Raw genomic sequence first — 22,411 nt, forward strand, 5'->3', positions numbered from 1 at the left:
AAGCCGCGCGTAATGAGCGCGCATCAGCAGGCGCGCGTGCGACAAGCCTACGAATTCTGGAGACACTGCAATGAGTAACCTGCCCGGTTTGCAATTCCCGCTTGGTGAAGAGATCGAAATGCTGCGCGACAGCCTTGCGGGCTTCGCGGCGAAGGAAATTGCGCCGCGCGCCGCGGAAATCGATCGCACCGATCAGTTCCCCATGGACCTGTGGAAAAAATTCGGCGATCTGGGCGTGCTCGGCATGACGGTGTCGGAGGAATACGGCGGCGCCAATATGGGCTACACGGCGCACATGATTGCGATGGAAGAGATTTCGCGGGCGTCGGCTTCGGTCGGCTTGTCGTATGGCGCGCATTCGAATCTGTGCGTGAACCAGATTCATCGTAACGGCACCGAGGCGCAAAAGCAGAAGTATCTGCCGAAGCTGGTTTCCGGCGATCACGTCGGCTCGCTCGCGATGAGCGAGCCCAACGCAGGTTCCGATGTGGTCAGCATGAAACTGCGCGCGGACAAAAAAGGCGACCACTACGTGCTGAATGGCACCAAGATGTGGATCACCAACGGACCGGATTGCGACACGCTGGTGGTCTACGCGAAGACGGATCTCGAAGCCGGCCCGCGCGGCATCACGGCGTTTATCGTCGAAAAGGGCATGAAGGGCTTTTCGGTCGCGCAGAAACTCGACAAGCTCGGCATGCGCGGCTCGCATACCGGCGAACTGGTGTTTGAGAACGTCGAAGTGCCGGAAGAAAACATCCTCGGCCAGTTGAACGGCGGCGTAAAAGTGCTGATGAGCGGACTCGATTACGAGCGCGCGGTGCTCGCGGGCGGCCCGACCGGCATCATGGTCGCGGTGATGGACTCGGTGGTCCCTTACATTCACGACCGCAAGCAGTTCGGCCAGTCGATCGGCGAATTCCAGCTGATTCAGGGCAAGGTGGCGGATCTGTACACCACCCTGCAGGCGTGCCGCGCGTATCTGTACGCGGTTGGCCGCCAGCTCGACACCATGGGTTCGGAACACGTGCGCCAGATGCGCAAGGACTGCGCGGGCGTGATTCTCTATACCGCTGAAAAAGCCACGTGGATGGCGGGCGAAGCGATCCAGATTCTCGGCGGCAATGGCTATATCAACGAATATCCGGTGGGACGTCTATGGCGCGATGCGAAGCTCTATGAGATCGGCGCGGGCACCAGCGAAATCCGCCGTATGTTGATCGGCCGCGAACTGTTTGCGGAAACGGCGTGATCGAAGCAAACAGGAGAGCTAAGCAATGCCGATCATCGAAACAAAGCTGAATCCGCGCTCGGACGATTTCCGCAAAAACGCGGCGGCGCTCGAGACCCTGGTTGCCGATTTGCGCGCCAAAATCGACAAGCTCGCGCTGGGCGGCGGTCAGGCGGCGCGCGACAAACACGTCGGGCGTGGCAAGCTGCTGCCGCGTGACCGTATCGCGCAACTGCTCGATCCTGGCACGCCGTTCCTGGAGTTGTCGCAGCTGGCGGCGTTCGGCATGTATAACGACGACGCGCCAGGCGCGGGCGTGATTACGGGCATTGGCCGGATTGTCGGGCAGGAATGCGTGATCGTCTGCAACGACGCCACGGTGAAGGGCGGCACATACTATCCGGTGACGGTGAAGAAGCACGTTCGGGCGCAGGAAATCGCGGCGGAAAACCATCTGCCGTGCGTCTATCTGGTGGATTCCGGCGGCGCCAATCTGCCGAACCAGGACGACGTGTTCCCCGATCGCGATCACTTCGGGCGCATCTTCTACAACCAGGCGAACCTGTCCGCGGCGGGCATTGCGCAGATCGCCGTGGTGATGGGTTCGTGCACGGCGGGCGGTGCCTACGTGCCGGCAATGAGCGACGAATCGATCATCGTCAAGAATCAGGGGACGATTTTTCTCGGTGGCCCGCCGCTGGTGAAAGCCGCAACGGGCGAAGTGGTCAGCGCGGAAGATCTTGGTGGCGGCGACGTGCACACGCGCCTCTCCGGCGTGGTCGATCATCTCGCGCAGAACGACGCGCATGCGTTGGGCATTGCGCGCAGCATCGTCGGCAATCTGAATCGCAGCAAGCAGGCGCCGGTGGCCTTGCAGGAGCCGAAGCCGCCGCGCTATGACGCAAAAAGTATCTACGGCGTAATTCCAGTGGATACGCGCAAGCCGTTCGACATCCGCGAAGTGATTGCCCGTATCGTCGACGATTCCGCTTTCGACGAATTCAAGGCGCGCTACGGCACGACGCTCGTCACCGGTTTCGCGCATATCTGGGGACATCCGGTCGGCATCATCGCCAATAACGGCATTCTGTTTTCCGAGTCGGCGTTAAAGGGCGCGCACTTTATCGAACTGTGCTGCCAGCGCAAGATTCCCCTGGTGTTCCTGCAGAACATCACCGGTTTCATGGTGGGCCGCAAGTACGAAAACGAAGGCATTGCCCGCAATGGCGCCAAGATGGTGACCGCGGTGGCCACGGCGAAGGTGCCGAAGTTCACGGTGATCGTTGGCGGCTCGTTCGGGGCCGGCAACTACGGCATGTGCGGCCGCGCGTATTCGCCGCGTTTTCTGTGGATGTGGCCGAACGCGCGCATTTCGGTGATGGGCGGCGAGCAGGCCGCGTCGGTGCTGGCGACGGTCAAGCGTGATGGCATCGAAGGCAAGGGCGGCACATGGACGGCCGAGGAAGAGGAGGCGTTCAAACAGCCGATCCGCGAGCAATACGAGCATCAGGGGCATCCGTATTATGCGAGCGCCCGTCTGTGGGACGATGGTGTGATCGATCCGGCGCAAACCCGCGACGTGCTCGGGCTCGGTCTGTCCGCGGCGATGAACGCACCCATCGACGACACGCGTTTCGGTGTGTTCAGAATGTGACGCCGCGATGCGAACGAAGGAGCCGATCGATATGCAGTACGAAACTTTGAGTCTGACATTCGCCGGCCAGGTGGCGACGGTGACGCTGAATCGTCCCGACGTGCGCAACGCATTCAACGAAACGATGATCGCGGAGCTGACCGCCGCGTTTCAGGCGCTCAACGAACGCGATGACATCAGGGCAGTCGTGCTGGCCGCCAACGGCAAGGCGTTTTGCGCGGGCGCGGATCTGAACTGGATGAAAAAGATGGCCGGGTATTCCGACGAGGAGAATCATGCCGACGCCATGCGGCTCGCGGCAATGCTCTCGGCCATTTACCGCTGCAACAAGCCGGTAATCGCGCGCGTCAATGGCGATGCTTACGCGGGCGGCATGGGTCTCATCTGTGCCTGCGACATCGTGGTGGCGCTGGATACCGCGCGCTTTTGCCTGTCGGAAGCGCGCCTTGGCCTGATTCCCGCGACGATCGCGCCGTATGTAATTCGCGCCCTCGGCGAGCAGGCGTCGCGCCGCTACTTCACCACCGCCGAACTGTTCGACTGTGCGACAGCGCTGCGGCTTGGCCTGGTGAGTGAAGCGGTGAGTGACGATCAGCTCGACACCACCGTGCAGCACCTGGCCGAGACGCTCTGCGCCAACGGCCCGCACGCGGTGCGCGCCTGCAAGCAGCTCGTGCAGGATATCGCGGGGCGTGAGATCGACGAGGTGCTGATCGAAGACACAGCTTCGCGCATCGCTCGCGTGCGCGCGAGCGCCGAAGGACGCGAAGGCGTGGCGTCGTTCCTCGAAAAGCGGGCGCCCGCATGGCGCAGCAGTTGATAGTATCGCCGGCCGCGATAAACCGCAGAACAACAGTCCGCACGTGGACAACTCAGCGAGACACCTCATGTTCAACAAGATTCTGATTGCCAACCGCGGCGAGATTGCCTGCCGGGTTGCGGCAACCTGCAAGCGCCTGGGCATTGCGAGCGTGGCGGTGTATTCCGACGCCGACGCCACCGCGAAGCACGTCGCGGCGTGCGACGAAGCGGTGCATATCGGCGATTCGACCGCAGCCGAAAGCTATCTGCGCTACGAACGGATCATCGCGGCGGCATTGGCGACGGGCGCGCAGGCCGTGCATCCGGGCTATGGATTTCTGTCGGAGAACGAAGCGTTTGCACAGGCTTGCGAAGCAGCCGGTATCGTCTTCATCGGACCGCCGGTTGAAGCGATTGCGGCGATGGGTTCCAAAGCGGCCGCCAAGGCGCTGATGCATGCCGCGGCGGTGCCGCTCGTGCCCGGCTATCACGGCGACGATCAGGACGCGCAATTGCTGCAACGTGAAGCGGACGCGATGGGCTATCCGGTGTTGTTGAAGGCAAGCGCGGGCGGCGGCGGCAAGGGCATGCGCGTGGTCGAGCGCAACGAAGATTTCGCGGCGGCGCTGGCTTCGTGCAAACGCGAGGCGGCCAGCAGTTTCGGCAACGATCGCGTATTGATCGAGAAGTATCTGACGCGGCCACGTCACGTCGAAGTGCAGGTGTTTGCGGACCAGCATGGCGGCGCGGTGTATCTGTTCGATCGCGATTGCTCGGTGCAGCGTCGTCATCAGAAGGTGTTGGAAGAAGCGCCGGCGCCGGGGCTTGCGGCCGAATTGCGGCGCGAGATGGGCGAGGCCGCGGTGGCGGCGGCACGCGCGGTGAATTACGTCGGTGCCGGTACGGTCGAGTTCATCATGACGGGTGCGAGTCATTTCTACTTCATGGAGATGAACACGCGCCTGCAGGTCGAGCATCCGGTGACCGAAATGGTGACAGGCCTCGACCTGGTGGAATGGCAACTTCGGGTGGCCGCCGGCGAGCCTTTGCCGCTCACGCAGGCGCAATTGAAGCTCGACGGCCACGCTATCGAGGCGCGCATTTATGCGGAGCATCCGGCGCGCGGTTTCCTGCCGTCGACGGGGACGCTCAAGCATCTGCGCATGCCTGAAGGCGTCGAATTCACCCTTGGATCGACAGGGCCGGCGGCTTCACGTGCGCCGGTGCGTATCGATAGCGGCGTGCGTGAAGGCGACACCATCACACCGTTCTACGACCCGATGATCGCCAAGCTGATCGTGCATGGCGCCACGCGTGCGGAGGCGCTCGCGCGGATGAGCCGCGCCTTGCGTGCGTGCGAGGTGGTGGGGCCGCATACCAATGTCGAGTTCCTGCAACGCATCGTGGCGAGCGAGCCCTTTTCGAGCGGCGATCTCGACACCGGGCTGATCGAGCGGCATCACGACGCCCTGTTTGCGCCGGTGAAAAAGCCCTTCCGCGAAGCACTGGCGCTAGCCTGCGCTGCGTTGCTCACGCGTGAAGGCGGCGCCGCTCATGGAGCATCGCCCTGGGATGCGTTGACGCACTGGCGGCTCAATAGCGGCTACACGCAGACGCTGGCATGGCGCGAAGTCGAAAGCGATACGGCCTTTGCCACGACTTTCGCCCGCGATGGCGGCGTGCAAACGCTGGAGTATGCGGAGCAACGCGACAGCTTTACGTGGTGGAGCGGCACGGGCGTGCATGAATTCGGCGCGACGATGGGCGACTCGCATATCACGGGACGCGTGTTCGTCGACGGCGACGTGTTTCACGTGTTTTGCCTCGGCGAGGCGCAGGCTTTCGAATGGCAAAACCTGCTCGCGCACGCAGCGGACGCCGAGCATGGAGAAGGGCGCCTCACCGCGCCGATGCCCGGCAAGGTAATCGCCGTGCTGGTGGAAGCCGGTGCGGTGGTCGAGAAAGGCGCGCCGTTGATCGTCATGGAAGCCATGAAGATGGAGCACACGATTGGCGCACCGTCAGCGGGAACGGTGTCGGAAGTGCTGTATGCCGTGGGCGATCAGGTGGCAGATGGCGCGCAGTTGCTGGTGCTGGAGGTGGGCTGAGTCCGGCGTGCCGTTGAGCGCGTGAGGCCGGACGGACCGTGCGGACCGCTCAGGCGAGGTGCGGATAACCCAAGGCCCGCGCCTCGTTTTCCAGCCGCGTGATGCGGGCATAGTCGCTCAGGGCCAAGCGCTCGAATCCTTTCAGGCGCAATCGCGCGGCGCGTTCGGGGTGGGCCGCTACGGCGTCGTTTAGCGCCGCCCGCAACGATTCGATCAACTCGTGCGGCACGTTCTTCGCCGCAATCAGCGGCAAACCCGGCGACGCCGCTGTCCAGCCGATTTCCCGCACCTGTTGCGCCAGTTCCGGCATGGTATCGCCGATGAACGCAAAGCTCACGCAGTCGATGGCGGCCACATCCGCGCGGTTTTCCGCCACTGCGCGCAGCGAGCCGAGATGCGAGCCGGTTCGAATGACCTCGCTGAAAAACCTGCCGTCCTGGGCAAGCGGTGCAACGGCGTGCCGAAACACATTCATGCCGCTATTCGAATCGTCCTGGTTGTACGCGGCGCGCGAACCGCGGCATGCTTCGAGCGTGTCGAACGGCGCATCGGCGCGGGTCACCAGCACGCTCGAATAATCCGCGCCTGTGCAGCCCGGCGCATCGAACCGGGGCGTGGCAATCAACTGCACGTGCTCGTGCAAGCCTTTCATCAACGGGTAGCCGCAGGTCTGCGAAAGCAAAAGATCAGGCTGGCGCCACAAAGTCTGCAGATCGTCCCCGGCCTCGACGATGACGGCCAGCGGATCGACCGTCGGCAAAACGTCACGCAGTAGCGCGCGCCATTCGGCGGCAAGCGCGGGACTGACGTTGTACATTGGAAGGGCAGCGATCCGGTTCATGCATGCGATTCTGGCACATCGCGTTGCCTGGCACGAGCGGGAACCGCTTTTGCTACCTTTAAGCAAAACGTCAGGGAGGCTTCATGGATGACACACAGGCCGCCAGGCAAGAGCGCCGGCTTGAAGCAGATAGCGCAGAGTCGCATTTTGCGGCCTATGCCCAGCCGCTCGTGGACGAGGCGCTCGAACACGCTGCGGCGCTCAAAGCCAACTCCGACGCGGACGTGCTGCACAAACTGCGGATCGCGCTGCGCCGCCTGCGCTCGCTGCTTTGGGCCTACCGGCCGCTGCTGGGCCGAGAGCTTGACGACCAGCAACGCGAGCGTTTCAAGTCTCTCGCAGGCGCTGCGGGGAAAACGCGGGATTGGGACATCCTGACGGAATTGCTCATCGAAACCTTGGGCGCGCGTGAGGCGCCTACCGAACGTCTGCGTGCAGCACGCGGCGCCGCGTTGGACGACAGCCGCGAAGCGCTATCTCATGCCGGGATTCAAAAAGTGCTGCGTGGCGCGCTCGCCGATGCGAGCGGTGCGCTTCAGGATCAAGCCGGCGGCCCTACCTCGTTGAAGCGGTTTGCGCGCAAACGGGTTGCGTCCGCCGAGAAGTCGCTGAGTCAACGCCTACGCCGCGCTGGACGCGCCAAACGCTCCGACTACGCGGCATATCACGACGTCCGTAAAGCTGGCAAAAAGGTGCGCTATCTGCTGGAATTTTTCGGGCCTTTGCTTAAGAAGAAGCAGTTAAAAACGGCCAAGCGCCTGAAAAAGCTGCAGAAACGTTTCGGTACGCTAAATGATGTGGTGGCCAGCGAGGAACTGCTGCGCGCAAATCGCGGAGTATTTGGCACCGACCGCGACGCCGAGGCCGCTTTTAAAGCGCTTGAAAAGCAGCGCAAACGGCGGGTGCGGGCGGCGTCGAAACTTTTGTAGCGAGGCCAGCACGCACCGCAACGGCCGTGCCTGCTGGCGTCACGGTGCGATTTTTATCGCATGCCTTTTATCTACGGCAAGCAGCCCTTACGCCAGGATCAGGCACGCTACCGCTTAGCCGTGCGGCCCGACGAAGACGAAACGACCGACACGTCCTGCAATTTCTCCTCGGCCACTGGGCGTTCGCCGCTTTCCCGATCGGCGGATTGATCGACGTTAGGCGCTGCGCCATGGGAGGCAGAATCGCCTTCCGCTTCGATTTGCCTGCGCGCTGTTTCCCAGTGAGCATCGGCCTTGCCGTCCGGTGACGGGTCGTTTTGCCACAATTGGTAAGCGCGTTGGCGGATACGGGTTTCGAGATCTGAATCCATCTTGACTCTCTCCATGGTGCGCCGGAAGGGCGCGTTGGATAAAAAAGCAGCAATCCGCATTCCGAGCGGGCAATCGCGAAAGGAACGCCGCTTGCGCAGCGTCTGAGATCGTTGGTTTTAGCCGATCCAGGAGGCAATCATGAAGCGCATGCAGGCGTATCGTATTCACGAATTTGGCGATCTGAAGCAATTCAGGCAGGAAACGGTCGACGTGACGGAGCCCACCGAAGACCAGGTGCTGGTCCGGGTGCAGACTGCGAGCGTCAATCCAGTCGATCTCAAGACGCTCGCCGGCGACTATCCATTGGTCGGCGCAGACCAATTGCCCTACACGCTGGGGCGCGACTTTGCCGGCGTGGTGGAACGCGTGAGCAATGACGTGCGGCGCTGGAAGCCCGGCGACGCGGTCTTCGGCTTCGTTGGCCAGGGGCAGGGCGCATACGCCGAATACGTCCTCGTCGATGAGCATGCGCTGGCGCGACCGCCGAAGAAGGCCGATGCCTCTGTGGCGGGCGCCGTGCCGCTGGCTGCGCTAACGGCCTGGCAGGGCTTGTTCGATCACGGCGGCTTGCGAACGGGCCAGCGTGTGCTGATTCACGCGGGTGCGGGCGGCGTAGGGCATTGTGGGGTGCAGTTCGCCCGTTACAAGGGCGCTGAGGTATTCGTCACTGCGTCTGGCGATAGTCTGGACTTTGTCCGCGAGCTGGGTGCCGATCACGTGATCGATTACTCCACGCAAAGGTTCGAGGACGTCGCACAGGAAATGGACCTGGTTTTCGATCTCGTCGGCGGCGACACGCAAACGCGTTCATGGGCAGTGGTGGCGCCCGGCGGCGCCTTGATCTCCACGCTCACCGAGCCGTCGCAGGCCGAGGCCTCGGCGCATGGCGCGCGGGCCGCGCGCTACACCGCGCAGCCCAACGGCGCGCAACTCGCCAGCATTGCGGCGCTGATCGAGGACGGCAGGATAATTGTTAAGGTAAGCGAAACGTTTTCGTTCGATGAAGCACCGCAGGCGCTCGCCAGACAGAAGGAGGGCCACGTGCGCGGCAAGATCGTCATCGACGTTGCAACAGGCCACGGAAAATGACGCGGCCCGTTGCAGGTGTGGACTTGCGCTCGTGCATGGACCGAGCGGGCGCGCAACGCCCGCCGTGCCACCGCGGGCTCAACCGAAAAGTCCACGGCTGGCTGGTGCGCCGCAAGCGGCGTGGCTGAAATGCGAAAGAGGGCGACGGCAGCGTTTGCAGGATTCGCAATTTAGCAAGGAATCCTGCAAATCAATCTTTGTGATTTGGGTCGCCGGCGTTACTCGCTTCTTTCTCCGCCATATCCCAGCCACCGCCTAAAGCCTTATACAGCGCGACCAGGTTGGTGGTCACCGTCGCGGTGCTGTCGGCCAGTTGCTCCTCGTCGGTGAGGAGCGTCTTTTGCGCGGTCAGTACATCGAGGTAATTCGAAATGCCCCGCACGTAGCGCTTGTTGGCAATTTCCAGCGCCCGGCGCGAGGCCTTCACGCTTTCATCGAGGCGATCTCTGCGCTGTTGTTCCGCCGCGTAGCCGGTCATTGCATCATCCACATCCCTGAATGCCGAGAGTACCGTCTTGCGATAGTTGATCGCGGCTTCCTGCTGTTGGGCTTCTCTTAGCGCGAGGGTCGCTGTTAGCTGACCACCTTCAAAGAGCGGTATCGACAGGCTCGGCCCCGCACTATAGCTGCGCGCACCCCAGCTTCCCAGATTGGTGAACTGGGTTGCCTGAATCGCGACGCTGCCCGATAGCGTGATCTTCGGGAAGAAGTCGGCCTTGGCCGCGCCGATATTAGCCGTCGCCGCGTGCAGTTGCGCCTCGGCCTCGCGAATGTCCGGCCGCCGATGCGCCAGTTCCGACGGCAGCCCCACCGGCACGCGCGGCGGCACGACCGGCGCGGCCGACTGTGCGGTGAGCCGCGCGGTGAGCGCCTGCGGATATTCTCCGAGCAACAAGCCGATCGCATTGATAAGCTGAGCCTGCTGCTGCTCGTCCTGGGGAATCTCCGCGGCGGTCGATGCCGCTTCGCTCTGCGCATTGGCGACATCGAGGTCGGTGGCGAGGCCGTGCTTGGCACGGTCTGCCGTCAATTGCACGGTGCGTTGCGCGTAGGCCAGATTTTCCCTGGTAATCCTCAGTTTTTCCTGGGTACCGCGCAGATCGAGGTAATCGCGCGCGACTTCCGCCACGGTCGACACCACCGCGTCGTGGCGAGCGTATTCCTGGGCCTCGGCGGTGGCGCTCGCGTTTTCCGTGGTGCGCCGCACCCGGCCCCACAGATCGAGCTCCCAGGAGGCATCGAATCCGTACTGATACAGATTGAACGGCGGGATGGCTGCCGGCGACGCACTCTGGGTCGGAATGCCGCCTTGCCGGCCGCCGAGCCCATTCGTACCGGTAGCCGGCGTCGAGCTTCCCGCGCCGTCCAGCAGGCCGATGACGCCATCGGCACTCTGCAGTTCGCGGGTATAGGAGGCGTTGCCGTCGAGCGTCGGGAATTCCGCGGCCTTCGCCTGTCCCAGTTGCGCGCGAGACTCGGCCAGCCGCGCAGCGGCCACCTTGAGGTCCAGGTTATTGCGGATCGCCTGCGTGACAAGCTCAGTCAGCAGCGGATCGCCAAAACTATTCCACCAGCCTGGATCGAGGGGCTCGGCAACGGTGACGGAAGCCGCCGCATTTGCCGCTGACGATCCGCTCCATTGATCCGGCGCGGGCAGCGCGGGGCGTTTGAAATCCGGGCCCATCGTGCAGGCGGACATACTGAGCGCGAGGCCGGCGCTCATCGCGCACACAAGCGGAAGCAGTCGATAATCAGTGCGCATTGATCTGGGCTCCCTTCGGCAGTTTGGGCAACAGAATGCAAATCGGGCAGAGCACTAGTGCAATGCAGCCCAGCATGATGAACACGTCGAGATAACTCATGACGGACGCCTGTTGCTCGACGGTCGAGGCAATCGAACCGAGCGACGTGACGAAGCCGTTATACGGCGTGATGTGTTCGGCGAGCCGTGCGTGATGGAACTGCTCGCGCCATGCAAGCTGTGTGGTCACGAGCGAGACGCCGAAGCTGCCGCCCAGGTTGCGCATCATGTTGATGAGGGCGGACGCGTTGTTGTTCTCTTTAGGCGGTATGCCGACGAACTGCACGGCGGACAGCGGAATGAACAGGAACGGCAGCCAGATGACCTGAAACAGCCGCGACAGCGAGACGTCCCAGAAGCCGATGTTGAGGTTCAGCCCGGCCGAATGAAACAGCGCGATGCCGGTTCCCGCGAGCGACATCAGCACCAGCCATTTGGGCTGAAACACGCGCCCCGTCACGATGCCGGCAATCGGCATGACGACCAGCGTGACGAGTCCGCCCAGGCCGAGCGTCAGACCGGCATTGGTGGCGTCGTAACCGAGCAGCACCTGCGTGAACTGCGGCAGGATCTGCGTCGTGCTGTTGATGATGAAACCGAACGCGAACATCACACTGCAACTGATGGCAAAGGCGCTCGACTTGAAGAGCCGCAGGTTGACAATCGGCTGCCGGACCCGCAGTTCCCAGAACACGAGCGTGAGCAGCGACACCGCCGCGATGCCCGCCAGCCAGCAGATGAACGGCGACGAAAAGCCGTCCTCGCGCTCGAATTTGTCCAGCACGATCTGCAGGCAACCGAAGCCCACCGCGACCAGCGCAAAGCCGAAATAGTCGATCCGTAGTCCCTTGGCGAGCAGCGTGCGGCGTTCCTCCTTCACCAGCTTGCTGTCGCTGACGAACATGCCGGTGAGCACGAGCGAGAGCACGCCGACCGGGAAGTTGATCAGAAACACCCAGTGCCACGAGTAGTTTTCGGTGATCCAGCCGCCCAGCATCGGCCCGATGGCCGGCGCCGTGACGACGGTGAGGCCGTACAGCGCAAATGCCATCGCGCGTTTTTCGGGGGTAAAGGTATCGGCAAAAATGCTTTGCTCGACCGGCGCGAGGCCGCCGCCGCCCAGACCCTGCAAGACGCGGAAGACGATCATCAGCGGCAGGGATGTCGCAAAGCCGCATGCCACGGAACTGACCGTGAAGATGAGCACGCAGATCATGTAGAAACGCTTGCGTCCCACCACGTTTGCGAGCCAGCCGCTGATCGGCAGCACGATGGCGTTGCTCACCAGATAGCTGGTCGTGATGTAGGTGCTCTGATCCTGGCTCGCGCCGAGGCCACCGGCAATGTGTCTGAGCGCGACGTTGGCGATGGTGGTGTCGAGCACTTCCATGAAGGTCGCAATCGATACGATCACCGCAATCAGCCACGGGTTATACGCTCCGGCCGCCGAGCGTGGCAGTGCCGCGTGAGTGTCGGCCATGGTCATTGCACCGTGACGCGCGGGCTGACTGATAAGCCCGGCGCCAGCGGCAGGCTGCGCCAGTCGTCGCCGTCGAACACGATTTTTACGGGCAGACGCTGGACCACTTTCACATAGTTGCCGGTGGCGTTTTCAGCGGGCAGGCTGCTAAACACGGAACCTGTACCGCGCTGCAGGCTTTCGACGTGCGCATGCAGCAGCTTGTCCGGATAGGCGTCGACGGTGACGTCGACCGGCTGGCCGACCTTCATGTGGATGAGCTGCGTCTCCTTGAAGTTGGCGGTCACCCACATATCGTCAGGGACCACGGCGACGAGCGCCTGCCCTGGCGTCACGTAGTTGCCCAGATTCACGGTTCTGCGCGTGATCTTGCCCGCCTGGGGCGCGTCCACTTCCGTGTAGCTCAACTGGAGTTTGGCGTTGTCGACGTCGGCCTGTATCTGGCGCACCGATGCCTGCGTCGCGTCGATTTTGGTCCGCTGCGAGACGATTTGCGCCTGTGCGGCGGCGACCGCCTGCTTCGCGCTGTCGAGCTTCGCCAGCGAGCTTTTTGCGCTAGCCTGGCTCTGATCGAGCTGCTGACGCGTGATGGCGGCGGGGTCCACGCCCAGAAAGCGCGCCAGGTCCTGTTTCGCCTGCACCAGATCGGCCTCGGACACCCGTACCTGCGCCTCCTGCTGCGCGAGATTGGCGATCTGCACGGTCAGGTCGGCGCGCGCCTGCGCAACCTGTGCGACGGCATTGGCTTCCTGCGCTTCCGACTGTTCGAGCTTGACCTGATAGTCGCGCGGATCGATGCGCAAGATAGGCTGGCCCTTGTCGACGTGCTGATTGTCTGCGACCAGCAATTCGATCACGCGCCCGCTGATCTGCGAGGCGATCTGGCTCTGGTTGCTGTCGATAAACGCGTCGTCCGTGCTCTCGTAATGCCGGCTATGCAGCCAGTAGAGCACGCCGGCCGCCACCAGCACGGTGAGCACGAGCGCGCCGATCAGCAGGTTCAGGCGCTTGCGGGCCGGGCTCACGGGGGCCTTGCCGGGCTCCGCGCCTGGGTTGCCTTGCGCGCCGGACGGCGTTTCCATATCGCTTTCACTGCCTGCCATCGGTCTCTCCAGAAATACTCAATTGCCGGGATCATACAATAGAACGGTACGGTACCGTTCTATTCACCCAGAGAAACTGTGATAATTTGAGGGTCATTTTTTCCGGCAGGCAGCATGATCAAACGCATCATCAAGGGCGGCGATAGCCCCTCGACGGCCTTCTCACTCAAGATGCGGTTTTGTCCGCGCAAGGGCCGACCGTCCGCGTCGATGGCGGGCGAGGTCGAAGAACGGATCCTCGATGCCGCCACCGCGGTGTTTCTCGAATACGGTTTCGCGGGCGCTTCGCTGGAGCGGATTGCCGATCGGGCATCCGCCAGCAAGGCCACGCTATACAGCCGCTACGAAAATAAAGAAGCGCTTTTTTCCGCGGTCGTGACACGCTCCGTGGAGCGCAGCATGCGCATCATCGCGGACACAAGACGAGCCGACTCCTTGCTGGAGTTGCTGACTTTCGCGACGAGGACGCTGGTCACGCGCCTGTTGAGCGATGAAGTTATCGCGTTGACGCGGGTGGTGGTAGCAGATGCGCCGCGCTTCCCGGCGCTTGCGCAATTGACCCATGAGGCGGGGCGTCTGCGTGCGATCGAAATGGTCACCACGCTGATAGCAGAGCATTCGCAGCAGCCGCGCGCCGCGCGCAGCGAAGCCACGCGCAAAAATCACGCGCGCGTTCTGGCGACGCAGATTCTGGATTCCATCGTGGCGCCGCTTCTGATGCGGGCGATGCTCGGCCAGAATGTGGACGGCGTGCGCAGCGAGATCGACTCGCATATCAAGCGGATGCTGGCCATCTTCGTGGCGGCGCATGCGCTCGATCCGTTCCAGTGAGATTGCGCATCGTTTGATGTGCCGGACGCCGCCGGCGTATTCGGCAAAACATCATCGCTGAAATTTCATTCGCGATGCTTAACATGTTGGTGGGTACGCGTGCGCAGACCGGACTACTTTAGCGCGGCGAGACCCTCATCCCGCGCCGTGAAGCTGTTGCAGCAGATCCAGAAATAACTCGAGCGCGCGCGTTGTCGGGCGGGAAATTTCGGTAATCGCGCTGATCGTATTTTCATAGACCGGGCCGGACGGCACTTTCGCGAGCGCGTGGCGCTTTGCAAACGACGCCGCATAGAACTGCGGCAACAGGCCGACATAGTGTCCCGACAACACCAGCATCGCGACCGCCTCAAGCCCTAACGCAGACGGTCCACGCTCCATCCCCAGCATATTGAGCGCCTCGTGCACGAACGGCTGCTCGCGATAGACGAGCGGTAAGGTCGACGCCTCGCGCAACTTGTGCCGCGCCACGTAGAGTGTTTGCCGCTCGATGAAGAGCGGCCGGTAATGAAACCCCGCCTCGCGCCGGTACATGCCGCGAATTGCCACCTGGACATGGCGTTCCCGCAATGCCAGATCGAGTTCGTTAAACGTCATGACACGAAGCTCGACGCTCACGTCCGGCGCCTGCTGTTTAAGTGCGGCGAGAACTTCGGACAGGTGGCAGCCGTCGTCGCTAATGATGTGCTCGACCATGCCGATCGACAGAGTGCCAGACAGCACGCCGCGCACGGCGTCGATTTCCGGCTGGATCCGTTCCAGCGCGCGGATCGCGTCGCGCGCCAGATCGAGCGCGACTTTTCCCGCATGCGTCAGCACGAATCCCGAGGGGCCGCGCTCGCACAAGCGGGCACCCAGCGTCTCCTCGACTTCGCGGATATGACGGCTAATCGAGGCCTTCGACATATTCAACTGCTTTTCCGCAGCCGCGAAGCCATTGGCCTGCGCGACGGCGCAGAAGATGCGCAGCGAGCGCAAATCGCGTTCGGTGAAATCGGCTCGTGGCACTCAGGTGACTCCTCAGTCGAGGTGAATGAAGCAAAACAGGCTCATAGGAAATGGTTTCGTTTTCCGGAACCATACCGCTAAAAAAATCATTTTTCACCCTCTTTATGGCGACATACATTGAATCGGCGGACAAATCGCGCCAAGTCGCGGGGTCCGCGCTGTGCCAGTCCGTCACCCCACACGAGCCCATGACCATCACGCGGAGAGCGCAATGAAACAACTGAGCAGACGATCCTTCATCAAAACCACGCTCGCGTCCGGCGTGGCGCTGGCGCTGCCGAAGCTCGCCTTTGCCGAGGGCGGCACGCTCGCGGATATCAAGCAGCGCGGCAAGCTGGTGGTCGGCACGGAAGCCGCGTATGAGCCGTTTGAATTTGTCGAAAACGGCCAGATCGTCGGCTACGGTCACGACGTGCTCGAACTGATGGCGGCGAAGCTCGGCGTGAAGCTGGAGCAGATGAATCTGCCGTTCCAGGGCCTGCTTCCGGGCCTGATGGCGCACAAGTTCGACTTCGTGGCCACCAGCGTCGGCATCACGCCGGAGCGCGCCAAACGCTTTGCGTTCAGCGAGCCGGTCGGCGTGGTGCGCTCGGTGCTGCTGGTGCGCGCCGACGACAGCTCCATCAAGCGCGATCTCGACATCGGCGGCAAGACGATCGGCACGCAGATGGGTTCGTCGTCGCAACCGGTCGCCGACGAGTTCGAGAAGGAGTTGAAAGAGAAGACCGGCAAGGGCTACGCGGGCACCAAGCTGTTTCAGGCGTATCCGGACGTATCGACCGCGCTCGCCAACAAAACCGTCGACGTGGCGCTCATGCCGTCGAACATCGCCGCCGTGGAGATGAAGCGGCAACCGAATGAGTTCCGCATTGCAGGCACCATCGGTCAGCCCAAGTTGCTGGCGTGGGTGGCGAACCCGAACGACCTCGAAATTCGCAAGTTCATCAACGATTCGCTCGAAGAATTCCACGCGAACGGCAAGCTCGCCGCGTTGCAGACGAAGTGGTTCGGCGCGCCGATGGACACGCCGCGCACGGATTATCTGCCGGCCGGCGCCATCTGACGCACGACGCCATGCTCAACTGGTTCGACAAGGGTGGCGTGATCGCGCCATTTCTCGACGGCGTCGTTTCGGGAACCGCGCTGACGCTGGCCGCCTCTGTCGGTGCGTTTGCGCTCGGCCTCGCGCTTGGGATCGTATTGCTGCTCGCGCGCATTGCGCCGTTCGGTCCGCTGCGTGCGCTGGTGATTCTATGGGTGAGCCTGATTCGCGGCACGCCCGCGCTGATTCACATGTTGATTGCGTACTACATGGTGCCGGCGCTGCTCAATATTTCGATCTCGCCGGTCACCGCGGGAATCGCGGCACTCGCATGCAATACCAGTGCGTACATCGTCGAGATTCTGCGTGGTTCGCTCGGCACGATTTCGTGGGGCCAGCGCGCGGCCGGCTTCGCGATCGGCATGCGTGCTGCGCAAGTATGGCGTCACATACTGCTGCCGCAAATGATTTATCGCGCCATTCCGCCGCTTACCAGTGAGTTCACGCTCCTCCTGAAAGCGTCGTCGCTGATGTCGATCATCGCGGTGCCGGAGCTTGCAACGGTCGCTCGCAACGCCACGCTGCAAACCGATTTGCCGCTACAGGTCTTCACGATTACGGCGGGCGTCTACTTCGTGATCCTGTTCTGCATCTCGGCTGTGTCGCGCGTATGCGAGCGCCGTGTTTCGAGGATGCTGCCCCATGGCCATTGATTTTTCCATCGTCCGCGAAGCCGTGCCGGTGTTGCTCGACGGGCTGCGCGTCACCGCGCTGGTTAGCGCGATCGGCATTCCGCTGGGCGCGCTTGCGGGAATCATCGCGGCTTACGCGGCGCAGTCGCGCACGGTCCTGAGGCCGGTGGCGCTCGCCTATGTCGAGCTGGTGCGCAACATTCCGTACCTGATTCTCGTCTACCTGTCCTTCTTTGGACTGCCGAAGCTCGGCGTCAATGCCTCGGCGATGACCGTCGCGATCGGCTGCACGGCGTTTTATACGGGCGGCTACTTCTGCGAGATCCTGCGCGCGGCCTTGCATAGTGTGCCGCGCGGCCAGACCCAGGCGTCGTTTTCTCTGGGCATGACGTTCTGGCAGACGCAGCGCCATGTCATCGCACCGCAGTTGTTCGGCTACATCACGCCGCCGGCCACGAGCCTCGTGATCATGATGTTCAAGGACTCGGCGATCTTCTCGGTGATGAGCCTGCCTGAGATGACTTACCAGAGCAATCTGCTCACCGCCAACACCTTTGCGTATGTCGAAGTGCTCGGCACGACGGCATTGATCTACTGGATCTGCAGCGTTCTGCTCGCCGGCGTCGGCCGCCGTCTGGAGACCGTAATCGGACGGCGCGCGCGCCACGTCTGACGCAGATTCCGCCATTCCCCTGGAGACACTCGCATGACTCGATACACCGTCGCGCCGCGCATCGGCCATCCCACCTTGCTTTACTCGGAACTCGATCTCGACATCGACAACCTGAAAGCCGATATCGCCGTGCTCGGCATGCCGTATGGCGCGCCGTATGCGCCGTCCGATTTCAGCAATGACCAGACCAACGCGCCTTCGGCGATCCGCCAGGCGACCGACCGCGTCGTGCGCAAGCCGGATCACTACGACTTCGATATCGATGGGCCGCTCTTGCAAGGCCGCGATGACGTGCGCTTTGTCGATTGCGGCGACATCGTGCCCGATCTGACGCAGCCCGGCGAGCATTACGCACGCGCCGAAGCGGCCGTGCGCCGCATCGTCGCCGGTGGGGCCATGCCGATCGTGCTCGGCGGCGATCATGGCATCACCACGCCGATCCTGCGCGGCCTCGACGCCAGAGGCCCGATCACGCTCGTGCATGTCGACGCGCATCTCGACTGGCGCGACGACGTGAACGGCGTTCGCGAAGGCCTGTCGAGTCCGATTCGCCGCGCCTCGGAAATGGCGCACGTCGACCGCATCATCCAGATCGGTTTGCGGGCGCAAGGCAGCGGACGCGGCGAGGAACTGGCCGCCGCACGCGCCTATGGCTCGGAACTGGTCACCGCATATGAGTTGCACGACATCGGCATGGACGCGGTGCTCGCGCGCATTCCCGATGGCGGCAACTACTATCTGACGATCGACGCCGATGGTCTCGATCCAGCGGTAATGCCGGCTGTCGCCGGACCGGCGCCCGGCGGTGTGACCTTCGTGCAGGCGCGCAAGCTGATTCACGGGCTGGTGAAAAAGGGCCGCGTGGTCGGCATGGATATCGTCGAGATTCAGCCGGAAAAGGACGACGCCAATCTGATTTCCTGCGTGACCGCCGGGCGGCTGATTCTCAACCTGATTGGCGCCTCGATCCGCGCGGGATATTTCGACAAATGAGTTCGAATCAGGCCATCATCGAGATTCGGGGCGTCGACAAATGGTACGGCAGCCATCACGTGCTGAAGCAGTGCTCGACGCGCGTGAACAAGGGCGAGATCGTCGTGGTGTGCGGACCATCGGGTTCGGGCAAGTCGACGTTGATCAAGACCGTCAATGCACTGGAGCCGTTCCAGAAGGGCGATATCGTCGTCGACGGTACCTCGCTCGCCGCGAAGTCGACCAATCTGCCGAAGCTGCGCAGCCGCGTCGGCATGGTGTTCCAGCATTTCGAACTGTTTCCGCATCTGGACCTGACGCGCAATCTCACGCTCGCGCAACGCATCGTGCTAGGCCGCGGCGAGGACCAGGCCCTTACGAAAGCGCGCGAACTGCTCGAGCGCGTTGGGCTGTCGGCGCACGCGCACAAGTATCCGGCGCAGTTGTCGGGTGGCCAGCAGCAGCGTGTGGCGATTGCGCGCGCCTTGTCGATGGATCCGATGGCGATGCTGTTCGACGAGCCCACTTCGGCGCTCGACCCCGAAATGGTCAACGAAGTGCTCGACGTCATGGTCGAACTGGCGCGCGAAGGCATGACCATGATGGTGGTCACGCACGAAATGGGCTTCGCGCGGCGCGTCGCGCATCGGGTCGTTTTCATGGAAGATGGCGCGATCATCGAGGACAGTCCGACCGACGCGTTCTTCGAGGACGCCGCCAGCACCGCCGCGAAACGCTTTCTTTCCAAGATCCTTCATCACTAAACTTTCGAGCCACACGATATGACGACTCATACGCGCATCCGCAAATTCAACACTCGCGAAACGTATCCCGAGCAGAAGCTCGACAACGATCTGTGCCAGGCAGTTGTCGCCGGCAACACGGTGTATCTGCGCGGCCAGATCGGCCAGGATCTCGACACGCGCGAGTCGGTGGGCATCGGCGACGTCACCGCGCAAACCGAGAAGGCGATGTCGAACGTCAAGATGCTGCTCGATGAATGCGGCAGCAAGCTGGAGGACATCTGCAAGGTGACGGTCTACATCATCGACCCGCGCTATCGCGAAGCCGTCTACAACGTGATGGGCCGCTGGCTCAAGGGCGTGTTTCCGGTCTCGACCGGCATTGTCGTGCAGGCGCTTGCGCGCCCCGAATGGGTGGTGGAGATCGACGTCGTGGCGGTCAAGCCGGACGCGAAATGACAAATCCGTCATGAACGCGTCACCTCGGTGCAAACGGCCGAGGCTGAGAATGGGTTCGTAGCTTCGCTGCTACGTGAAACGAGCCGGGAGCGATAGACGCACGAGCCGGCGCAACCCATTCCAGGAGTCTGTCATGAAACTCACCCGATATGCCGTACTTGCCACCGTCATGGGCACGCTTGCGTTTGCCGATCGAACGGCGTTCGCGCAGACTGCCGCCGCCATGACGCCCCCCGTAGTCGCGGCAAACACCGGTAAAACGCGCGCCGAGGTTCGCGCGGAACTGGTTCAGGCGGAACTGGTTCAGGCGGAACAGCAAGGGCTGCTGCCAGTGTCGAAAAACAACTATCCGCCGACACAGCAGGCGATCGCGCGAAACCGTACCGAATATCTGGCGCGGTATCAGGACGATCGCTCACGCTTGGCGTCCAATTGATTCGACGTGTCCCAGTACCTCATTTTTGGCGCGGAAAATACAGATGGAATTGCGTGGCCGTCGCGTTGCTCTCGACGGCTGCGCGGCCGCCGTGCAGTTCCATGATGGTCCGCACGATGGCGAGCCCCAAGCCGGTTGACCCGGCTGAATTGCTGCGCGATACGTCGACGCGGTAGAAGCGGTCGAAGAGCCGCCCTAGATGTTCGGATGGAATCGGTGTACCGGGATTGGCGACCGTGACGATCATCTGTTCGGGCGTTTCGCTTGCCGAGAGCGTCACGGTGTCGCCGCGCGGCGTATAGCGCAGCGCGTTTGCCAACAGGTTGCTGACGGCGCGGCGGAACAGATCGATATCGGCGTGAAGTTGCCCGCTGGCCGTTACCCGAATCAGAATGCCGGCGTCGTCCGCAATGCCTTCGAAATAATCGGCTATCCTTAGCAATTCATCGTGTACCGGAAAATCCACGGCCGTCGCCATGTACTGCGGATTGTCGGCACGGGCGAGAAACAGCACGTTTTCGACCATCCGGGATAGCCGTTCGCACTCTTCGATATTGGATACCAGCAAAGCCTGATATTCGTCGGTCGAGCGTGGACGTGCGAGCGCCACCTCGCTCGCGCCGCGCATATTGCCGAGCGGTGTGCGCAGGTCGTGGGCAAGATCGGCTGTGAATTGCGAGAGCCGCTGGAAGCCCGATTCGAGCCGCGCGAGCATCGAATTCAAGGCCTCGATCAGTGCGGCGAGTTCGTGCGGCACGTTGCCCGAGGCAAGGCGCGTATCGAGTTTGCCAACCGTTACACGGGTAGCGCTGCCGGCGATGTCGCGTAGCGGGCGCAGGGCATTACGCACGGCCACGTAGCCGAGTGCCGCTGCAGCGAGCAGGGCGCATAGCGTCGTCAGGTAGAGTGTGTTGCGGTAGCGGGCAAGTAGCGCTTCGCGGTCGCTCATTTCGCGTCCGACCACGGCGTCCACGACCGAACCGTCGGCCAGCGCGATATCCGTGGCGACGCCGCGCACGGTCAGGCCGTCGGCGGTATGCCATTCCTGCACGTCGTGCTCGAGAATCCGGTTCAACGGCTTGACTTCCTGCAGGTCGCCAATCGCAAAGTGCGAGGGATTGCGCTCCAGCAGGACGTGACCGTCGGCGTCGAGCATTCGCAGGAAGAAAGCCTGATTGCCGAGCACCAGGCTGTCGAGCCGCGATTCATGCAACTTGATGCCCTGCGGCGAATCCAGTTCGCTCGCGAGGCGCCGCAGATGCCGTGCCGTCAACACCAGATCGAAATCGTCCTGGGCGCGAATCTGCTTCGCGAGGGCCTGATACAGCACGCTGCCGCCGACGCCGAACACCAGCACGGTAATCAACGCAAACGACGCGGCCAGCCTTGCTGTCAACGAGAGCCGCAGCATCATGCGTCCTTTACTTCAAGCACGTAACCGACGCCGCGCACGGTATGCACCAGTTTGAGCGGATAATTGTCGTCGATTTTCGCGCGCAGCCGCCGGATCGCCACGTCGACGACGTTGGTGTCGCTATCGAAATTCATGTCCCAGACGTATGAGGCGATTTGCGTGCGGCTTAGCACCTCGCCGCAGCGGCGCGCGAGCAGATGGAGCAGCGCGAACTCACGTGGCGTGAGGTCGATGCGCTGGCCGGCGCGTCTCACCTTGCGCTGGCTGGCATTGATCTCGAGATCGCCGATCGTCAGCGTATCGCTTTCGCGGGACTGGCCGCGCCGTGCGAGCGTGCGCACGCGTGCGAGCAACTCGACGAAAGCAAATGGTTTGATCAGATAGTCGTCAGCACCGAGTTCGAGGCCGTGCACGCGGTCTTCGATCTCGTCGCGCGCCGTCAAGAACAGGACCGGCGTGTCCTTGCGGCCGCGGATTTTCTGCAGCACCTGCCAACCGTCCATGCCCGGCAGCATGACGTCGAGCACGATGACATCGTGAGATTCTTCCAGCGCCAGATGCAGGCCGTCGACACCATTGCGCGCCACGTCCACCACAAAACCGGACTCCTCCAGGCCCTTCTTGAGGTAGTCGCCGGCCTTCGGTTCGTCTTCGATTACGAGCACCTTCATCGCAGCCGTCTCTCCTGTTGATTTGAGGTGACGCGTCCCGCGCTTGAACCCGGCGGGTGCC

General features: G+C 62.6%; 22 protein-coding genes. 14 read left to right on the forward strand and 8 right to left on the reverse strand.

What is annotated here, in order from left to right; genetic code table 11:
* Positions 1–70: 70 nt before the first annotated feature.
* From FQ755_RS06690 to FQ755_RS06705, 4 genes are all read left to right on the forward strand, one after another.
* Positions 71–1,252, forward strand: coding sequence for an isovaleryl-CoA dehydrogenase (locus FQ755_RS06690; protein ID WP_144152384.1), 1,182 nt, complete (start codon positions 71–73; stop codon positions 1,250–1,252).
* 25 nt (positions 1,253–1,277) lie between these two features.
* Complete coding sequence (locus tag FQ755_RS06695; protein ID WP_144152386.1) at positions 1,278–2,885, forward strand: carboxyl transferase domain-containing protein; 1,608 nt, start codon at positions 1,278–1,280, stop codon at positions 2,883–2,885.
* Between the two features lie 31 nt (positions 2,886–2,916).
* Complete coding sequence (locus FQ755_RS06700; RefSeq protein WP_144152388.1) at positions 2,917–3,705, forward strand: enoyl-CoA hydratase/isomerase family protein; 789 nt, start codon at positions 2,917–2,919, stop codon at positions 3,703–3,705.
* Between the two features lie 67 nt (positions 3,706–3,772).
* Positions 3,773–5,794, forward strand: coding sequence for an acetyl/propionyl/methylcrotonyl-CoA carboxylase subunit alpha (locus tag FQ755_RS06705; RefSeq protein ID WP_144152390.1), 2,022 nt, complete (start codon positions 3,773–3,775; stop codon positions 5,792–5,794).
* Positions 5,795–5,843: 49 nt separating this feature from the next.
* Here FQ755_RS06705 and FQ755_RS06710 read toward each other — a convergent pair whose 3' ends face one another.
* Positions 5,844–6,635, reverse strand: coding sequence for a phosphate/phosphite/phosphonate ABC transporter substrate-binding protein (locus FQ755_RS06710; RefSeq protein ID WP_144152392.1), 792 nt, complete (start codon positions 6,633–6,635; stop codon positions 5,844–5,846).
* Between the two features lie 83 nt (positions 6,636–6,718).
* Between FQ755_RS06710 and FQ755_RS06715 the strand changes: the two genes are divergently transcribed.
* Complete coding sequence (locus FQ755_RS06715) at positions 6,719–7,564, forward strand: CHAD domain-containing protein (protein ID WP_144152394.1); 846 nt, start codon at positions 6,719–6,721, stop codon at positions 7,562–7,564.
* 107 nt (positions 7,565–7,671) lie between these two features.
* Here the strand turns inward: FQ755_RS06715 and FQ755_RS06720 are convergent, their stop codons facing one another.
* Entirely contained in the window at positions 7,672–7,995 is a 324-nt protein-coding gene (locus tag FQ755_RS06720) for a DUF2934 domain-containing protein (RefSeq protein WP_260858363.1), read from the reverse strand.
* 79 nt (positions 7,996–8,074) lie between these two features.
* Between FQ755_RS06720 and FQ755_RS06725 the strand changes: the two genes are divergently transcribed.
* On the forward strand, positions 8,075–9,025 hold the full coding sequence (locus FQ755_RS06725) for an NADP-dependent oxidoreductase (RefSeq protein WP_144152396.1): 951 nt from the start codon (positions 8,075–8,077) through the stop codon (positions 9,023–9,025).
* Positions 9,026–9,215: 190 nt separating this feature from the next.
* Here FQ755_RS06725 and FQ755_RS06730 read toward each other — a convergent pair whose 3' ends face one another.
* The 3 genes from FQ755_RS06730 to FQ755_RS06740 are packed head-to-tail and all read right to left on the reverse strand — an operon-like array spanning position 9,216 to position 13,409.
* Complete coding sequence (locus FQ755_RS06730) at positions 9,216–10,787, reverse strand: efflux transporter outer membrane subunit (RefSeq protein ID WP_144152398.1); 1,572 nt, start codon at positions 10,785–10,787, stop codon at positions 9,216–9,218.
* On the reverse strand, positions 10,777–12,306 hold the full coding sequence (locus tag FQ755_RS06735) for a DHA2 family efflux MFS transporter permease subunit (protein WP_144152400.1): 1,530 nt from the start codon (positions 12,304–12,306) through the stop codon (positions 10,777–10,779). Before FQ755_RS06735 ends, FQ755_RS06730 begins: the two co-directional genes overlap by 11 nt.
* A 2-nt stretch (positions 12,307–12,308) precedes the next feature.
* A complete protein-coding gene (locus FQ755_RS06740) occupies positions 12,309–13,409 on the reverse strand; it encodes an HlyD family secretion protein (RefSeq protein WP_144152402.1) in 1,101 nt (366 codons plus the stop codon).
* Positions 13,410–13,523: 114 nt separating this feature from the next.
* On the opposite strand from FQ755_RS06740, the gene FQ755_RS06745 reads away from it, so the two are divergent.
* Positions 13,524–14,240: a TetR/AcrR family transcriptional regulator gene (locus FQ755_RS06745; protein ID WP_144152404.1), complete on the forward strand. Its 717-nt coding sequence runs from the start codon at positions 13,524–13,526 to the stop codon at positions 14,238–14,240.
* 135 nt (positions 14,241–14,375) lie between these two features.
* On the opposite strand, the gene FQ755_RS06750 is transcribed toward FQ755_RS06745, so the two are convergent.
* Positions 14,376–15,248, reverse strand: coding sequence for a LysR family transcriptional regulator (locus FQ755_RS06750; protein WP_144152406.1), 873 nt, complete (start codon positions 15,246–15,248; stop codon positions 14,376–14,378).
* A gap of 211 nt (positions 15,249–15,459) precedes the next feature.
* Between FQ755_RS06750 and FQ755_RS06755 the strand changes: the two genes are divergently transcribed.
* The 7 genes from FQ755_RS06755 (at position 15,460) to FQ755_RS06785 (ending at position 20,265) form a co-directional block, all read left to right on the forward strand.
* On the forward strand, positions 15,460–16,311 hold the full coding sequence (locus FQ755_RS06755) for a transporter substrate-binding domain-containing protein (RefSeq protein WP_144152408.1): 852 nt from the start codon (positions 15,460–15,462) through the stop codon (positions 16,309–16,311).
* An 11-nt stretch (positions 16,312–16,322) separates the two neighbouring features.
* Positions 16,323–17,003 (forward strand): amino acid ABC transporter permease, encoded by a 681-nt coding sequence (locus FQ755_RS06760; protein ID WP_144152410.1) that lies wholly within the window; start codon positions 16,323–16,325, stop codon positions 17,001–17,003.
* Entirely contained in the window at positions 16,993–17,655 is a 663-nt protein-coding gene (locus FQ755_RS06765; protein ID WP_144152412.1) for an amino acid ABC transporter permease, read from the forward strand. The genes FQ755_RS06760 and FQ755_RS06765 overlap by 11 nt, the downstream gene beginning before the upstream one ends.
* 33 nt (positions 17,656–17,688) lie before the next feature.
* Entirely contained in the window at positions 17,689–18,648 is a 960-nt protein-coding gene (locus tag FQ755_RS06770) for an agmatinase (RefSeq protein ID WP_144152414.1), read from the forward strand.
* 14 nt (positions 18,649–18,662) lie between these two features.
* Positions 18,663–19,391, forward strand: coding sequence for an amino acid ABC transporter ATP-binding protein (locus FQ755_RS06775; RefSeq protein ID WP_144152440.1), 729 nt, complete (start codon positions 18,663–18,665; stop codon positions 19,389–19,391).
* A gap of 18 nt (positions 19,392–19,409) precedes the next feature.
* Positions 19,410–19,829, forward strand: a complete 420-nt coding sequence (locus tag FQ755_RS06780) for a RidA family protein (protein ID WP_144152416.1) — start codon at positions 19,410–19,412, stop codon at positions 19,827–19,829.
* Between the two features lie 133 nt (positions 19,830–19,962).
* Positions 19,963–20,265 carry a DUF4148 domain-containing protein gene (locus tag FQ755_RS06785; protein ID WP_144152418.1) on the forward strand — a complete coding sequence of 101 codons (303 nt, stop codon included), beginning with the start codon at positions 19,963–19,965 and terminating at the stop codon, positions 20,263–20,265.
* Positions 20,266–20,284: 19 nt separating this feature from the next.
* Here FQ755_RS06785 and FQ755_RS06790 read toward each other — a convergent pair whose 3' ends face one another.
* A complete protein-coding gene (locus FQ755_RS06790) occupies positions 20,285–21,676 on the reverse strand; it encodes a heavy metal sensor histidine kinase (RefSeq protein WP_144152442.1) in 1,392 nt (463 codons plus the stop codon).
* Positions 21,676–22,350, reverse strand: a complete 675-nt coding sequence (locus FQ755_RS06795; protein ID WP_144152420.1) for a heavy metal response regulator transcription factor — start codon at positions 22,348–22,350, stop codon at positions 21,676–21,678. The genes FQ755_RS06790 and FQ755_RS06795 overlap by 1 nt, the downstream gene beginning before the upstream one ends.
* Positions 22,351–22,411 lie beyond the last annotated feature (61 nt).

Origin of the sequence: Paraburkholderia sp. BCC1885 (assembly GCF_900996235.1) — a bacterium.
Lineage (GTDB): Bacteria > Pseudomonadota > Gammaproteobacteria > Burkholderiales > Burkholderiaceae > Paraburkholderia.

Excerpts from the sequence above, each read along its gene's own strand:
- FQ755_RS06730 (WP_144152398.1), bottom strand. The coding sequence starts at position 10,787 with ATGCGCACTGATTATCGACTGCTTCCGCTTGTGTGCGCGATGAGCGCC.
- FQ755_RS06785 (WP_144152418.1), top strand. The coding sequence starts at position 19,963 with ATGAAACTCACCCGATATGCCGTACTTGCCACCGTCATGGGCACGCTT.
- FQ755_RS06690 (WP_144152384.1), top strand. The coding sequence starts at position 71 with ATGAGTAACCTGCCCGGTTTGCAATTCCCGCTTGGTGAAGAGATCGAA.
- FQ755_RS06745 (WP_144152404.1), top strand. The coding sequence starts at position 13,524 with ATGATCAAACGCATCATCAAGGGCGGCGATAGCCCCTCGACGGCCTTC.
- FQ755_RS06765 (WP_144152412.1), top strand. The coding sequence starts at position 16,993 with ATGGCCATTGATTTTTCCATCGTCCGCGAAGCCGTGCCGGTGTTGCTC.
- FQ755_RS06695 (WP_144152386.1), top strand. The coding sequence starts at position 1,278 with ATGCCGATCATCGAAACAAAGCTGAATCCGCGCTCGGACGATTTCCGC.
- FQ755_RS06780 (WP_144152416.1), top strand. The coding sequence starts at position 19,410 with ATGACGACTCATACGCGCATCCGCAAATTCAACACTCGCGAAACGTAT.
- FQ755_RS06795 (WP_144152420.1), bottom strand. The coding sequence starts at position 22,350 with ATGAAGGTGCTCGTAATCGAAGACGAACCGAAGGCCGGCGACTACCTC.
- FQ755_RS06720 (WP_260858363.1), bottom strand. The coding sequence starts at position 7,995 with ATGCGGATTGCTGCTTTTTTATCCAACGCGCCCTTCCGGCGCACCATG.
- FQ755_RS06705 (WP_144152390.1), top strand. The coding sequence starts at position 3,773 with ATGTTCAACAAGATTCTGATTGCCAACCGCGGCGAGATTGCCTGCCGG.
- FQ755_RS06710 (WP_144152392.1), bottom strand. The coding sequence starts at position 6,635 with ATGAACCGGATCGCTGCCCTTCCAATGTACAACGTCAGTCCCGCGCTT.
- FQ755_RS06760 (WP_144152410.1), top strand. The coding sequence starts at position 16,323 with ATGCTCAACTGGTTCGACAAGGGTGGCGTGATCGCGCCATTTCTCGAC.
- FQ755_RS06755 (WP_144152408.1), top strand. The coding sequence starts at position 15,460 with ATGAAACAACTGAGCAGACGATCCTTCATCAAAACCACGCTCGCGTCC.
- FQ755_RS06735 (WP_144152400.1), bottom strand. The coding sequence starts at position 12,306 with ATGGCCGACACTCACGCGGCACTGCCACGCTCGGCGGCCGGAGCGTAT.
- FQ755_RS06725 (WP_144152396.1), top strand. The coding sequence starts at position 8,075 with ATGAAGCGCATGCAGGCGTATCGTATTCACGAATTTGGCGATCTGAAG.
- FQ755_RS06740 (WP_144152402.1), bottom strand. The coding sequence starts at position 13,409 with ATGGCAGGCAGTGAAAGCGATATGGAAACGCCGTCCGGCGCGCAAGGC.
- FQ755_RS06790 (WP_144152442.1), bottom strand. The coding sequence starts at position 21,676 with ATGCTGCGGCTCTCGTTGACAGCAAGGCTGGCCGCGTCGTTTGCGTTG.
- FQ755_RS06715 (WP_144152394.1), top strand. The coding sequence starts at position 6,719 with ATGGATGACACACAGGCCGCCAGGCAAGAGCGCCGGCTTGAAGCAGAT.
- FQ755_RS06770 (WP_144152414.1), top strand. The coding sequence starts at position 17,689 with ATGACTCGATACACCGTCGCGCCGCGCATCGGCCATCCCACCTTGCTT.
- FQ755_RS06700 (WP_144152388.1), top strand. The coding sequence starts at position 2,917 with ATGCAGTACGAAACTTTGAGTCTGACATTCGCCGGCCAGGTGGCGACG.